The sequence below is a fragment of the Massilia sp. IC2-476 genome, assembly GCF_020707295.1.
Classification (GTDB): Bacteria; Pseudomonadota; Gammaproteobacteria; order Burkholderiales; family Burkholderiaceae_D; genus Telluria.
This window is the reverse complement of sequence record NZ_JAJFER010000002.1, coordinates 569,194-583,052: the sequence shown is the minus strand read 5'-3', so window position 1 is coordinate 583,052 and position 13,859 is coordinate 569,194. Positions and strand designations below refer to the sequence as shown.

Genomic DNA, 13,859 nt, shown 5'->3' with positions numbered 1-13,859 from the left:
CAAGGAAACTATTATACATGGAGATTTGCGCCAAATACTTTGACATTCGCCTTTGATTTCCCACTTGCCCTACGGTAATATCTCTCCTATCGCATTGCGGCAACAGGCCATTTCCCCAGCACGTACCAGAGGAAAGCCCAGTAACAGGCTCAAGAATAAAACGGCCGTTCGTAGACATCGATTTAACAATTGCAGTGACGGACGAGGCTTTTTCCCGACAAATCACGCCGCACTCTGTCGCCTTGGCACAACAACGCAGCACTCCTGCAGTACAACTTTTTAGCACTGGAACGACGAATGGGAACCGAACTTGCCGGTCTGATCAAAGCTGACCTTGCAGCACTGACAAACGAAGCCAACCGCCTCGCGATTGCCCCGGCCGCCAACCTGACGGCCGGCAGCGCATTTAACAATCCGCAGGGCGCGTTTTCCTTTACCCAGACCATGAAGGACGCCATCGCCAGCGTCGACCAGGAAGACCGCGCCGCAGGCGAACGCATGGCGGCCGTGGATGCCGGCAAGAGCGACGACCTGGTGGGCGCCATGCTGGCCAGCCAGCAGGCCAGCCTGTCCTTCTCGATGCTGATGCAGGTACGTAACAAAGTGATGGGCGCCGTGGACGAGCTGATCAAGCTGCCGGTCTGACCTCTCCCATATTGCAGAGAAGCGAAGAGAATAATCCGTGATTTCCTCCCTTAAAGCCGCCATGGGCGGCAAGAAGCCGGCCCTGCCCGCCCTGCCGCCCGCGCTACGCAACAACCTGTCCCTGCTGCTGGGACTGGCCGTGGCCATCACCGCCGCCGTCATGATGTTCCTGTGGCAGGACCAGTCGAACTACAAGCCGGTATTCGGCGCCCGCGAAAAGGTCGCCGCCAGCGACATGATGGGCGTGCTCGAAGCCGAGCAGATCCCCTACCGCGTCCATCCGGAAAGCGGCCAGGTGATGGTGCCGGCCGGCGAGCTGGGCAAGGTGCGCATGCTGCTGGCCGCCAAGGGCGTGACCGCCCAGCTGCCGGCCGGCCTCGAACTGATGGACAAGAGCGACCCGCTCGGCGTGTCTTCCTTCGTGCAGGACGTGCGCTTCCGCCGCGGCCTGGAAGGTGAACTGGCGCAAAGCATCCTGACCATGGACGCGATCGCGTCGGCGCGCGTGCACCTGGCGATCGCCAAGACCAGCTCCTTCGTCGCCGGCGCCAGCGACCAGTCCTCGGCTTCGGTGGTGGTCGCGGTGAAACCGGGCCGCTCGCTGTCGAACGAACAGATCGCCGCCATCGTGAACATGGTGTCGAGCAGCGTCGCCAACCTGAACCCTTCCCGGGTGTCGCTGGTCGACCAGGCCGGCAACTACCTGTCCTCGCGCGTCGACCTGTCCGACGGCTTCGATGGCCAGGTCCAGGGCGACGGCGCCTCCAAGCGCTATACCGACGAAGTGCGCACCAACGTCAACGAACTGCTGGCCCCGGTGCTGGGCGCGAACAACTTCAAGCTGTCCGTGACCGCCGAAGTCGACAACGACAAGGTCGAAGAGACCCAGGAAAAATACGGCGAAGCCCCGAAGGTCACCAGCGAAGCGATGCGCGAAGAGATGGAACGCAGCCGCATGGCGCTGGGCGTGCCGGGCACCCTGTCGAACCGTCCGCCGCAGGTCGATCCGGCCGCGGCCCAGGCCGATGCGCAGAACCCGGATGCGGCCGGCAAGCCGGACGACGGCAGCGCGCGCAAGAACGCCACCACCCGCCAGTACGCCTATGACCGTGCGATCACCCAGATCAAGCGTTCGCGCGGCCGCCTGAAGAAGCTGTCGGTGGCGGTGGTGCTGAACAATGCCAGCGCCGCCAACCCGAAGGTCGGCTACACCCCGGCCGAACTGGCCAACATCGAAAAGATCCTGAAGGGCGGCCTGGGCATCGACGCCAGCCGCGGCGACGTCCTGACCGTCTCCAGCCTGACTTTCCCGGCAGCCGCTCCGGCCCAGGAATGGTGGCAGGAACGCGACAACGTGGTCGACATGACGAGCTACGGTATGTATGCTCTCGCGGCCCTGCTCGGCTACCTGCTGCTGGCCCGCCCGCTGCTGCGCGCGGTGACCACGCGCCTGGCGCCGCAGCCCCCCCTCGTCCCCGCCGCACCGGCACTGCCGGGCGCACCGGGTGGCGCCGCCGCTAGCGCCGACGGCAGCATCGCTGCCCTGCCGGCAGGCAGCCCGGCCGCACTGGCCGCGCCAGGCGCCGCCGAGACCACCGAAGGCAAGATGCCGGTGGTGCCGCTGCTCGAAAACTACGACCTCCCGCCGGCCGGCTCGGCCGTCGACGTGATGGTCGACCACCTGAAAGTCCTCGCCGGCAAAGAGCCTGAGCGCGTTGCCGAAGTCGTCAAACAATGGGTACAGAAAAAACATGGCCGAACTGAATAACCTTGACGACGGCGAAGCCGTCCTGACCCCGGTCGAGCAGGCCGCCATCGTGCTGCTGTCGATCGGCGAGGAAGGCGCCGCCGCGGTGCTGCGCTGCCTCGAGCGCGAAGAACTGCTGGAACTGACCCAGGTCATGTCGCGCATGAGCGGCATCAAGGTCGATGCCGTGAAGTCCGCGGTCCAGAATTTCTTCGACGATTATCGCCAGCAGAGTGGCCTGCACGGCGCCTCGCGCAGCTACCTGAAGCGCTCGCTCGACCTGGCTTTGGGGAGCGACATCGCCAACAGCGTCCTGAACACCATCTACGGCGACGAGATCCGCCCGATGATGGCGCGCCTGCAGTACGCCTCGCCCAAGTGGCTGGCCGAGTTCATCTCGAGCGAGCACGTGCAGATGCAGGCTGTGTTCCTGGCCTTCCTGCCGCCGGCGCTGGCCTCGCAGATCCTGGAGTCGCTCCCGGCCGACGGCCGCGAGCTGGTGCTGCTGAACATGGCGCACCTGGATGAAATCGAGCGCGACGTGCTGCACGAACTCGAAGAACTGGTCAACCGCTGCCTGTCGGCCCTGGATACCCAGAGCGCCAGCGTGGAAGGCGTGCGCCAGGTCGCAGAGATCCTCAACCGCCTGCAGGACAACCGCGCCGGTATGGTGGAGCTGCTGCGCGCCCACGATCCAGAAGTCGTGACCCAGATCGAGATGTCGATGTACGACTTCTTCATCCTGTCGCGCCAGACCGAACAGGTCATCACCCGCCTGCTCGACGAAGTACCGCTGGAGCAGTGGGCGATCGCGCTCAAGGGCGCCGAGCCGGCCCTGCGCGACGCGATCCTCAGTGCGATGCCGAAGCGCCAGGCGCAAAGCTTCGAAGACCTGATGCGCCGTTCCGGCCCGGTGCCGATGTCGCGTATCGAACAGACCCGCCGCGAGATCATGGCCACCGTCAAGGACCTGGCCGACTCCGGCGAAATCGACATCCAGCTGTTTGCCGAGGCGACTGCCGAATGAAGCAATTCCGGCCCTATCACTTCCCTCCCCTGTACCAGCTCACCAGCGCCCTGCCCAAGGGGGCGACTGCGGGCGATGGCGTCGGCTCGGCCGAGGAATGGCAGGCGGCGCTGTCCGACGGCTATCGCCAGGGCCAGCGCGAAGGCTACGAGGCGGGCCTGGACCAGGGCCGCGCCGACGGTTTCCCGGTCGGCCAGGCCGAGGGCCTGCAGCGCGGCATTGAGGAAGGCCGCACCCTGGCCGCGGAAGGGCTGGAACAGCTGGCCAAGCCGATCGACGCCATGTTGAAAAGCCTGAAAAAGCTCAAGACCGACATGCGCGCAGCCCAGCGCAAGGAAGTCGTGGAACTGGTCGGCAAGATCGCGCGCCAGGTGATCCGCGCCGAACTGGCCCTGCAGCCGGTGCAGCTGCTCGCCCTGGTGGAAGAAGCGCTCAGCGTGATGCCGCCGTCGCGCGACACCGTCGAAGTGTTCCTGAATCCGGAAGAACTGCGCCGCGTGCTCGAACTCGATCCGAAGCGCGCCAAGAAATGGACCCTGCTGCCCGATCCTGCCCTGGAGCCGGGCGAATGCCGCGTGCGCTCGGGCGACAATGAAGTCGACGCCGGCTGCCAGGGCCGCCTGACGGCGGTCATGGACCAGGTGCGCGAACAGCTGCTGGACGAGGAGGATGGCGAATGACGGCCATCGCCGCCAAACTGCGCGCGGTCGAACTCGGGGCGGTGCCGGTCGCCACCCCGACCGGTCGCCTGGTGGGCGCCCAGGGCCTGCTGCTGGAATCGGTGGGCTGCCCGCTGCATACCGGCCAGCGCTGCCGCATCGAGACCGTCGACGGCGGCTGGATGGATGCGCAGGTAGTCGGCTTCAAGGAAAAGATCAGCTACCTGATGCCTTTCAAGAAGGCTTCGGGCCTGGCCACCGGCGCCCGCGTGCTGCCGGTGCAGGAAAAATCGGAACTCCTGATCGGCCCGTCATGGATGGGCCGCATGGTCAACGGCATGGGCGAGGCGATCGATGGCCTCGGCAAACTCGGCGGCGACCAGCCGCTGTCGACCACGCCGCCCAAGGTCAACCCCTTGCGCAAGGCGCCGGTGGAAGAGCCGCTGGACGTCGGCGTGCGCGCCATCAATTCGATGCTCACCATTGGCAAGGGACAGCGCGTCGGCCTGATGGCCGGTTCCGGCGTCGGTAAATCGGTGCTGCTCGGCCTGATCACGCGCCAGACCGTGGCCGACGTGATCGTGGTCGGCCTGATCGGCGAGCGTAACCGCGAGGTGCGCGAATTCGTCGAGAAGTCGCTCGGGCCCGAAGGCCTGAAGCGCGCGGTGCTGGTGGTGGCGCCGGCCGACGAATCGCCCCTGATGCGCGTCATGGCCACCGAACTGTGCCACTCGATCGCTGCCCACTTCCGCGACCGCGGCCAGAACGTGCTGCTGCTGTGCGATTCGCTGACCCGCTATGCGATGGCGCTGCGCGAAGTGGCGCTGTCGCTGGGCGAGCCGCCGGCCACCCGCGGCTACCCGCCGTCGGTGTTCTCGAACCTGCCGCAGCTGGTGGAATCGGCCGGCAACGGCGAGAACGCAAAGGGAAGCATGAGCGCGATCTACACCGTGCTGGCCGAAGGCGACGACCAGCAGGATCCGGTGGTCGATTCGGCGCGCGCGATCCTGGACGGCCACATCGTGCTCACGCGTGAACTGGCCGAACGCGGCCACTATCCGGCGATCGACGTCGCCCAGTCGATCTCGCGCTGCATGGCGCAGGTGGTGCCGCAGGAGCATGCCCTCGCCGCGCGCAAGCTGAAGGCGGCGCTGGCGAAACACGCCCGCGTGCGCGACCTGATCCCGCTCGGCGCCTACGTGCCTGGCGCGGATCCGGAAACCGACAAGGCGGTGCGCCTGCATCCGCACATCGAAGCCTTCCTGTGCCAGGGCACGCGTGAAGAAGCGCCGATGGCCGGCTGCGTCGAACAACTGAAGGCGATGATGGCATGAGCGGCATGAAACGCGAAAACACCATCGCCAGCCTCGGCACCCTGGTCGAACTGCGCACGCTCGACGTCGACCGCCTGCAGGCCGACCTGGCCAGCCAGGAAGCGACCCGCACGCGCTACCAGAACAACCTGGCGCGCCTGGATGCGCTGGCCAGCGGCAGCGGCGCGACCGGCAGTCTGCCGCCGGCGCTGGCGCTCAATTGCGGCGCCTACAAGCAGAACGTGATGGCGATGGCGGACCTGCATCGTACCGACCTCGCCCTGCACGAAGCCAATATGGCGGTGGCCCAGCGCAAGCTGACCGACGCCTGGACCAAACGCGAGCTCCTTGGCAAGGTGCTCGAGCAGCAGCAGGTCGCGCATGCGCGCGACCAGGAACGCGCGCAGCGCAAGCGCGAAGACGACATCGCCACGCAGTCGTGGATGGCAGGCCGCCCGGCGGCATAACAAGAGCAAGGAGAAGCACATGGCAACGGCAATCACCGCACCTACCTACGATCCGGTCAACACCGCGAATATGCTGGCGGACAAGTACGTCCTGGCGCGCCAGCAGATCCTCGACGCCCAGCTCAAGGAGGCGAATGCGACGGAGAAGGGCTTGACCGAACTGAATTCGGCGATGACGGCCTTCCAGACCAGCCTGGCGAGCCTGACCGGCTTCAACAAGAGCATGTATGCCCAGGCCGCCACCTACGGCGACACCAGCTTCGGCAGCGCCACCGCCAGCGCCACCGCGGCGGCCGGTAGCTATTCCTTCTTCGTCAAGCAGCTGGCCACGGCCAGCCAGGTGTCCTACACCGGCCTGACCGAGACCAACAGCAACGGTACCCTGGGCATCAAGATGGGCGGCGCCCTCGCCTTCAACGTCAACCTGAACGCGGCCGACACCGACGCCAACGGCAAGCTGTCGCCGCGCGAACTGGCGGCGGCGATCAACAGCGCCACCGGCAACACCTCGCTGGTCACCGCGTCGATCGTCACCACCGGTACTACCAGCGAACTGGTGCTGACCGCGAAGAACACCGGCGCCAACACCGCCATCACCATCGACACCTCGGCGGTGGGCGGCCCGGCCAGCATCAAGCAGGCCAACAACGATCCGGCCCGCGTGCACACCCTGGTGGCTGCCAAGGACGCCGAGATCCGCATCGGTTCCGAGAACGGCACCCCGATCATCCAGGCCACCAACACCTTCACCAACATCGACGGCGTGAAGATGACCTTCACCAAGGCGCACGCTACGGGCGCCGCGCCGCTGACGGTCACGGTCGGCCCCGATGCGAGTGCCACCACCGCCAACGTGCAGGCTTTCGTGGACGCCTACAACAAGCTCAAGGGCATCCTGAACAAGCTGACCGACGCCGGCGACCCGTCCAAGGGCGCCGCCGGCGGCGTGTTCGCCCACGACGGCGGCATCCGCGCACTGAACGACCGCCTGGTCTCGCTGCTGCGCCCGACCACCAGCGGCGATACCCTGGCCTCCTTCGGCATCATCGCAACCAAGGACGGCAGCCTGGAACTGCGCAGCGACCGCCTGCAGAAGCAGCTGGCGCTCAAGCCGACCGGTCTCGACACCATCATCGGCAGCGCCACCTCCTCGCCCGCGACCGGCATCGCCGGCGCGCTCGACAAGTTCGTCAAGGGCTGGAGCAACAGCGCCGACGGCCAGATCAAGAAGCGCAAGGAAGCCACCGCCAAGGAACAGGACCGGGTCGCCGACCGCCAGGCCTTCCTCGACAAGCAGCACGAAGCGGCCTACAACCGCTACCTGAAACAGTTCACGGCCCTGGCCAGCCTGCAGGGCGCCATGACCAACAACCTGTCGATGTTCGATGCCCTGTTCGGCAACAACAAAGACTGAACCGCACCCCACGAACGGAACCCATCATGTCCTACCAGGAAGCCTACGGCAGCTACCACGCCGTCAACCTCGATGCGCAGACCTCGCGCGCCTCGCCGGTGGAGCTGGTTTTGCTGCTCACCGACGGCCTGCTCGACGAGCTGGCGCGCGCACGCGCCCACATCGCCGCCAAGCGCTACGAAGCCAAGGCGGCCAGCATCGACAAGTGTGTCGAGATCATCAACGGCCTGTCCAGCTCCCTCGACTTCGAGCAGGGCGGCGAGACCGTCGCCAACCTGGCACGCATCTATGACTTCTGCGCCAACCACCTGCAAGGCGCCGGCATCAAGCTCGACCCGACCATGGTGGATGAAGTGATCCGCGTCCTGAGCACCATCCGCCAGGGCTGGAAAGGCGTCCAGGAACGGAATGGATAGGACCCGCGCCATCGATCGCCTGGCCAAGGTGCTGACCGACGCCGGCGCCGCCGCCGACTGGGCCCTGCTGGGCGCGGCCGTGCGCGAGCTCGGCCCGCAGCTGCAGGCGCTCGGCGCCCGCGGCCCCTGGAGCATGCAGGAGCGCGGCGCCCTGGCGCGCCTGCGCGCCGCCCACGAGGGCGCGGCCGATGCGGTGGCGACGGCAAGCGGCCAGCTGCAGGCGAAAATGGACGAGATGACCGCCAACAAGGAAGGCTGGATGGCCTATGCCCTCGCGGACGAACACGACACTGGTAGTACCCAACCATGAACATCACGATGAATAGCCCAACCCTGCCGGCCCAAGGCGACGCCGCCACCGTCAATGGCGCGGCCCCCGCCGACGCCGTCCTGCTCGACCCGGCCCTTGCCGCGGCCCAGCCGGGCCAGGCGACGCCCCTGGCCTTCCTGCAGTTCATGCAGATGGATGCCGTGGACCCGGGCGCGCCGCTGGCGCAGCCGGAACTGGCGGGCGAGGTGCTGGCCGACGCGCCGGCCGTCGTCGAGCCGGCCGACGCCGAGGCGCAGGAAGACGGTACCGAGGCCGCGACCGCGGCCGAGCCTTTGACGGCCGCCATGAGCATGCCGATGACTCCGGCCATGATGCTGGCGCTGCCGACCGCTGCGCCGGCCGCCATGCCTGCCGCCATGCACTTCGGCGCCGGGCAGCGCCAGGAACGCGCGCTCGACGCGGTCGCAGCAAAGGCCACCGGCGGCGCTGCCGCCGGCGCCGTCGAACTGCCGGCCGCCGCCGCCCTGCCCCAGGCCACCCAGCAGGTAAGCGAAGCGGCTGCGCTGGGCGCGCGCGCCGGTGCAGCCGTGGCCCAGCCGACCGCCGCACCGCAACCGGCGCCGGCCGCTGCTGCTCCCGCCGTCGCCGCCGCCGCGGCGCCGGCACGCGAGTCGGGCGACGGCCAGGCCGCCGGCAACGGTGGTGGCAACAACGGCGGTGGTGCGAGCCATGCCGGCTTCGGCGTCACGCCCCCCGCCGCCCCGAACGCCGCGCCGCGCGAGGCCTCCACCTTGGCCCTGTCCGGCCCGCCGACCGCATGGCGCCAGAGCCTGCAGGACGCGCTGGGCGAACGCCTGAACCTCCAGCTCGGCAAGAATGCGGAACAAGCCGTGATCCGCCTCGAGCCGCCGATGCTGGGCCGGGTCGAGATCTCGATCCGCCACGCCGCCGGTAGCCTGGAAGTGAACATCACCGCGACCCACAGCGAAGTGCTGCGCCAGCTGAACACCGTCAGCGACAACCTGCGCAGCGACCTGGCGCAGCGCCAGTACCTTGATGTGTCGGTCAACGTCAGCCAGGCCGCCCCGCGCGCCCAGGCGGCGCAGGCAGGCAGCAGCTTCGGCGCCGATGCCCAGGGCCGCGGGCGCCAGCAGGGCCAGGACCAGGATGAGCGCGCCCCGGGCGCGGCCCTGGCCGAAGCCAACCAATCCACCACCGCGTTCTCCCTGAACGGGCGCGCGTGAGTCTGAACTGAGGCAAGAACATGAACAGCAAAGCCAAACTGATGGTCGCCTTCCTGGGCGTCGCCCTGCTCGCCGCCGGCGCCGCCGGCGGTGCGATGTGGTACCTGGCGCCGGCCCATGCCGCCAAGGGCGCGTCCGCCGAGGCGCCGAAACCGGCGGCGGAAAAGAAGCCGACCAAGTACGTCACCCTCGACAAGGTGATCGTGATGCTGCGCCGCGCCCCGAACGAGACGGCGGCCCACTATCTGTCGGTGGACCTGGTGCTGGCCACCACGCCCGAGCAGGAAAAGGAAGCCAAGGAGCACCTGCCGCTGCTGCGCTCGATCGCCGTCTCCTCGCTGTCCTCGCACACCCTGGGCGAGGCCAACGCCATGACCGTGGACCAGTACGCCGAGCAGCTGAACAAGACCTTCAACGCCAGTTATGAAAAGGAAAACCACGAAAAGCCGTTTTCCGAAGTCATGATCGGCAAGCTGATCATCGAATAAAGCGTGAGCAGCGGGGACACCGTGGCCTATCAAGCCGAGTATGCCGACACCCAAGGCGCCGCCCTGTACGGCGAAGCGCCGGCCAACGCCGGGATGACGCCGGGCGAGGAGCAGCGCCACCTGGTCGCGTATGCGCCGCTGGTCAAGCGCATCGTGCGCCAGCTGAACTCGCAGGTGTCGGGCGCGGTGTCGCGCGAGGACATGGAGCAGATCGGCCTGATGGGCCTGCTCGAAGCCCTGCGCCGCTACGGCGTCCCGGACCAGGGATTCGGCAGCTACGCCTCGCTGCGCGTGCGCGGCGCCATCCTGGACGAACTGCGGCGCCAGGACTGGCGTCCGCGCGCGGTGCGCCAGGACAGCCACCGGGTGCGCGACGCACTGCGCGAGCTCACCCGCAAGCTGGGCCGCGAACCGCTTGAAAAGGAAGCCGCTGCCGCCCTCGGCGTCACGCCGGAAGAATTCCGCCAGCACGTGCTGGACGACTGCGCCGAAGAGATGCTCAGCTTCGACGAAGTCCTGCAGGAAGCCACCGAGCATGCCCACAGCGCGCCCAGCCCGGAAGAAGCTTACCTGGTGCGCCGCAGCCTGGAGCAGGTGCTGGGCAGCCTGAACGAAAAAGAACAGCGTGTGATCCAGATGATCTACGAGTTCGAACTGAGCTACAAGGAAATCGCCGCCGTGCTCGACCTGTCGGACGCGCGCGTCTGCCAGCTCAACAAGAGCGCGCTGGCCAAGATGAAGGCGGCGCTGCAGCGCGGCTGACCAGGACAAACAAACAAGCAAGCCAACAAGAAAGGCAGTACGTCATGCAGCAATTACTCGGTATCGCGATCGTGCTCGGGTGCGTGTTCGGGGGCTTCACCCTGATGGGCGGCACCTTCTCCGCGATCTTCCACCCGATCGAGCTCCTGATCATCGGCGGCGCCGCCCTCGGCGCCCTCGTGCTCGGCAACCCGAAGCACGTGCTGGCCGAACTGGGTCACCAGCTCAAGAAGGTGGCGGCGCGCAAGAAGCACGATTCGGAATTCCAGCGCCAGCTGCTGCTCTTGATGTACGAACTGCTGCAGACCGCGGCCGGCGGCCTGAAGGCCCTGGACGCCCACGTCGAAGCACCTAGTGAAAGCCCGCTGTTCCAGCGCTACCCGCGCATCCTGGAAGAGCCGAAGCTGCTGGCTTTCATCGTCGATAACTTCCGCCTGATGGCCATGGGCAAGATCAACGCCCACGAGCTGGAAGGCGTGCTGGAGCAGGAACTGGAAGCCATCCACGAAGAACTGACGCAGCCCGCCAAGTCGCTGCAGAAGATCGCCGAAGCGATGCCGGGCTTCGGCATCCTGGCCGCGGTGCTGGGCATCGTGATGGCGATGTTCTCGGTCTCGGGCGGCGCCGACTCCGGCGAGATCGCCGAAAAGATCGGCGCGGCGATGGTCGGTACCTTCATCGGCATCTTCTTCTGCTACGGCCTGCTGGAACCGCTGGCCAACATGATGAAGCAGCTGGTGAACTCGGAAGCCTCGACCATGGAAACCGTGAAGGTGGTGCTGTGCACCCACGTGGCGGGCAAGCCTGCCCTGCTGGCGATCGACGCCGGGCGCCGCCTGATCCAGCTGAATACCAAGCCTTCCTTCGCCCAGCTCGAACAATGGATCAACGCCATGGGCGGCGAAGACGAATCGCAGAACAAGCGGCGCCGCAACACTGACCGCATGGCAGGCTGATCGTGTCGAACGGAAAAGACAAACACGAAGCCACCATCGTCAAGCGCGGTGGCGGCAAGCACGCGCACGACGAGCACGGCGGCGCCTGGAAGGTCGCCTTCGCCGACTTCTGCCTGGCCTTGATGGCACTCTTTCTAGTGTTGTGGCTGATTGCTTCGCGAGAACAACAGAATCTCAAGAAAATCGTGCGCGACGTCACCGAGAGCGGTATGCTCGAAGGTGGCCACAAGCCGGATATCGCGTCGGAACCGAGCGGCAGCCTGATCGAACGCTTCCAGCTGCCGGTCGCCGGCAGCGGCGGCAGCAGCGGTCCGGGCGCGCCGAGCCAGCCGCGCGTGGCCTATGAATCCCCCAGCGAACTGGCGGCACTGTCGAAGGCGCTGGGCGAGATGAGCCGCGAGGCCGGCCTGGCGGCCAACCTCGACACCGTGGTGACGCCCTACGGCCTGCGCGTGATGCTGCACGATACCGACCGCCAGGGCATGTTCATGCGCGGCAGCGCCCTGCCCACCGGCCGCTTCGTCAAGCTGTTGCGCAAGATGGGCCCGCTGTTCGCGCAGATGGAAAACCAGATGCTGATCGTCGGCCATACGGATTCGTCGCGCTTCGCTGGCTCCGACAAGGGCGGCTATTCGAACTGGGCGCTGTCGACCGACCGCGCACTGTCCGCCCGGGCCGAACTGCTGGGCGGCGGCATGCGCACCCAGACCGTGCTGCAGGTGGTCGGCATGGCCGATCGTGCGCCGATCGACGCGGACGAACCGCTGGCCGGCATGAACCGCCGCATCGAACTGTTGATCCTGACCAGCGGGCAATCGCGCCTGGTGGCCAGCATGTTCGGCAAGCCGGGCGCCACCATCCCCCTGGGGAAGGAAGCGTCGATCGGAATGCCGGACGCGGCGGCGCTGGAAAAGCTGCGCAGCCAGTTGCCGAAGTAAGCCGAGGCATGCAATGAGTATTCAATCGAAACGAGGACCCCGCATGAAGATCACTGGCGCGATCACTTCCACCGTGAGCGTCGGCGCCCAGCGCGTCACCGTGCAGGCGCCCGCCGAGGCGACCGCCGCCGGCGCCGCCGCGCCCGCGCTGCAGTCGGAAGTGCTGCAGCCGGCCGCCGCCGCCCTGAAAGCGATGCCGGACTTCGACGCCGCCCGCGTGGCCGAACTGCGCGACCAGCTCGCCAAGGGCGAACTGCCCTTCGACGCCGGCCGCCTGGCCGGCCTGATCCAGCGATTCCACGGAGGCCGCGGATGAGCGCGAATCAGCCGCGCCTGACCCGCCAGCAGGCCAATCTGCTGCTCGCCGATGGCGTGCAGGCCGACGTGCGCGACAGCGCCGAGGTGCTGGCCCTGCTCGAACGCCAGTTCGACGCCGCCCTGCGCCACCGCAGCAGCGAACTGACCGGGCTGGCCGAACGCCTCACGCCCCTGCTCGACGCCATGGAAGCGCGGCGCCAGCAGCGCGTCTCGCTGGTGCGCGCCCTGCTGGGTGAGCGCGGCACCATGGACGACTACATCGCCGGCCTGGCCGAGCCGGCGCGCGGCGCCCTGGCCGCCGCCTGGTCCGACCTGGAAAGCACCGTGCAGGCCTGCAAGGCGGCCACCACCCGCAACGGCAGCCTGCTGGCGGAACAGTACACCGTGATGCAGCGCGTGCTGCACGGCGAGGACGACACCTATGCGCCACGCTGATTTCTCCACCCCTGCCCTGCTGCCGACCCCGCCGACCGCGGCCACCCGCCCCACCGCCGCCATCGGCGGCGGCGATGGCAGCAGCTTCGGCCGCATGTTCGGCGAGGTGCAAGGCGAAGTCGCCGCCTACATCCAGAACGGCGATGCCGGCGAATCGGGCAGCGGCGCCGCCGGACTGACTGCGGAAGGCGCCATGTGGCGCGCCCGGGCGACAGGTCTCATCAGCGGCGAGGCCGAGGTCGACGCCGCGCAGGAACTGTCGGCCGCCGGCGTCAACACGCCCGAGCAGCGAGCATTTTTGGAAAGTATCGCGCCCTGGGCCCAGCAGGCCGCGCAGCAGCTGGGCGTGGCCCCGGAACTGGTGTCGGCCCACGCCGCGCTGGAATCGGGCTGGGGCCAGCGTCCGCTGAAGATTGCCGGCGGCGCGTCCAGCCACAACCTGTTCGGCATCAAGGCCGGCGGCAGCTGGGATGGCGCCGTGAGCGATTCCGCCACCACCGAATATGTCGGCGGCGCTGCGATCAAGACGCGCGAACGCTTCCGCGCCTATCCGGATGCGGGGGCGGCCTTCCGCGACTATGCCCAGATGCTGATCGATAATCCGCGCTACAAGGGCGCCCTCGGCGTCGGCAGCGACGCGCGCGCCTTTGCCCAGGGGCTGGCGCGCGGCGGCTATGCGACCGACCCGGCCTATGCGGCCAAGCTGGAACGGCTGGCTACCAAACTACAGCGCACTGAGGGGTAACTCTGGCCAGTGGC

The 13,859-nt window shown here is 67.5% G+C and carries 17 protein-coding genes; all 17 read left to right on the top strand.

The features are described 5' to 3' along the window. Nucleotides 1-297: 297 nt before the first annotated feature. Genes LK539_RS07450 through LK539_RS07370 form a run of 17 tightly spaced genes read left to right on the top strand, consistent with a single transcriptional unit; the run spans nt 298 to nt 13,845 of the window. Nucleotides 298-645 carry a flagellar hook-basal body complex protein FliE gene (locus tag LK539_RS07450; protein ID WP_227800269.1) on the top strand — a complete coding sequence of 116 codons (348 nt, stop codon included), beginning with the start codon at nt 298-300 and terminating at the stop codon, nt 643-645. A 37-nt stretch (nt 646-682) separates the two neighbouring features. Continuing rightward, nucleotides 683-2,413 (top strand): flagellar basal-body MS-ring/collar protein FliF, encoded by a 1,731-nt coding sequence (gene fliF, locus LK539_RS07445; protein ID WP_373889520.1) that lies wholly within the window; start codon nt 683-685, stop codon nt 2,411-2,413. After that, nucleotides 2,397-3,419, top strand: a complete 1,023-nt coding sequence (locus LK539_RS07440; RefSeq protein WP_227800268.1) for a FliG C-terminal domain-containing protein — start codon at nt 2,397-2,399, stop codon at nt 3,417-3,419. Before fliF ends, LK539_RS07440 begins: the two co-directional genes overlap by 17 nt. Beyond that, nucleotides 3,416-4,099, top strand: a complete 684-nt coding sequence (gene fliH / locus LK539_RS07435; protein WP_227800267.1) for a flagellar assembly protein FliH — start codon at nt 3,416-3,418, stop codon at nt 4,097-4,099. The genes LK539_RS07440 and fliH overlap by 4 nt, the downstream gene beginning before the upstream one ends. Beyond that, nucleotides 4,096-5,412: a flagellar protein export ATPase FliI gene (gene fliI / locus LK539_RS07430; RefSeq protein ID WP_227800266.1), complete on the top strand. Its 1,317-nt coding sequence runs from the start codon at nt 4,096-4,098 to the stop codon at nt 5,410-5,412. The genes fliH and fliI overlap by 4 nt, the downstream gene beginning before the upstream one ends. Further along, on the top strand, nt 5,409-5,858 hold the full coding sequence (locus LK539_RS07425) for a flagellar FliJ family protein (protein ID WP_307729093.1): 450 nt from the start codon (nt 5,409-5,411) through the stop codon (nt 5,856-5,858). The genes fliI and LK539_RS07425 overlap by 4 nt, the downstream gene beginning before the upstream one ends. 19 nt (nt 5,859-5,877) lie before the next feature. Beyond that, nucleotides 5,878-7,272: a flagellar filament capping protein FliD gene (gene fliD, locus LK539_RS07420; RefSeq protein WP_227800265.1), complete on the top strand. Its 1,395-nt coding sequence runs from the start codon at nt 5,878-5,880 to the stop codon at nt 7,270-7,272. Between the two features lie 26 nt (nt 7,273-7,298). Beyond that, nucleotides 7,299-7,688, top strand: coding sequence for a flagellar export chaperone FliS (fliS, locus tag LK539_RS07415; protein WP_227800264.1), 390 nt, complete (start codon nt 7,299-7,301; stop codon nt 7,686-7,688). Further along, the gene (locus tag LK539_RS07410) at nt 7,681-7,998 is read left to right on the top strand and encodes a hypothetical protein (RefSeq protein ID WP_227800263.1); all 318 of its coding nucleotides are present in this window, start codon (nt 7,681-7,683) and stop codon (nt 7,996-7,998) included. Before fliS ends, LK539_RS07410 begins: the two co-directional genes overlap by 8 nt. Before the next feature lie 8 nt (nt 7,999-8,006). Continuing rightward, on the top strand, nt 8,007-9,203 hold the full coding sequence (locus tag LK539_RS07405; RefSeq protein WP_227800262.1) for a flagellar hook-length control protein FliK: 1,197 nt from the start codon (nt 8,007-8,009) through the stop codon (nt 9,201-9,203). Nucleotides 9,204-9,223: 20 nt separating this feature from the next. Next, nucleotides 9,224-9,691 (top strand): flagellar basal body-associated protein FliL, encoded by a 468-nt coding sequence (gene fliL / locus LK539_RS07400; RefSeq protein ID WP_227800261.1) that lies wholly within the window; start codon nt 9,224-9,226, stop codon nt 9,689-9,691. A 21-nt stretch (nt 9,692-9,712) separates the two neighbouring features. Continuing rightward, a complete protein-coding gene (locus LK539_RS07395; protein WP_373889525.1) occupies nt 9,713-10,453 on the top strand; it encodes a FliA/WhiG family RNA polymerase sigma factor in 741 nt (246 codons plus the stop codon). A gap of 44 nt (nt 10,454-10,497) precedes the next feature. Next, on the top strand, nt 10,498-11,409 hold the full coding sequence (gene motA, locus LK539_RS07390; RefSeq protein WP_227800260.1) for a flagellar motor stator protein MotA: 912 nt from the start codon (nt 10,498-10,500) through the stop codon (nt 11,407-11,409). A 2-nt stretch (nt 11,410-11,411) separates the two neighbouring features. After that, the gene (locus LK539_RS07385) at nt 11,412-12,347 is read left to right on the top strand and encodes a flagellar motor protein MotB (protein WP_227800259.1); all 936 of its coding nucleotides are present in this window, start codon (nt 11,412-11,414) and stop codon (nt 12,345-12,347) included. A gap of 43 nt (nt 12,348-12,390) precedes the next feature. Then, nucleotides 12,391-12,663, top strand: coding sequence for a flagellar biosynthesis anti-sigma factor FlgM (gene flgM, locus LK539_RS07380; protein ID WP_227800258.1), 273 nt, complete (start codon nt 12,391-12,393; stop codon nt 12,661-12,663). Beyond that, a complete protein-coding gene (gene flgN, locus LK539_RS07375; protein WP_227800257.1) occupies nt 12,660-13,100 on the top strand; it encodes a flagellar export chaperone FlgN in 441 nt (146 codons plus the stop codon). The genes flgM and flgN overlap by 4 nt, the downstream gene beginning before the upstream one ends. Continuing rightward, nucleotides 13,087-13,845, top strand: a complete 759-nt coding sequence (locus tag LK539_RS07370) for a glycoside hydrolase family 73 protein (protein WP_227800256.1) — start codon at nt 13,087-13,089, stop codon at nt 13,843-13,845. Before flgN ends, LK539_RS07370 begins: the two co-directional genes overlap by 14 nt. Nucleotides 13,846-13,859: the final 14 nt, after the last annotated feature.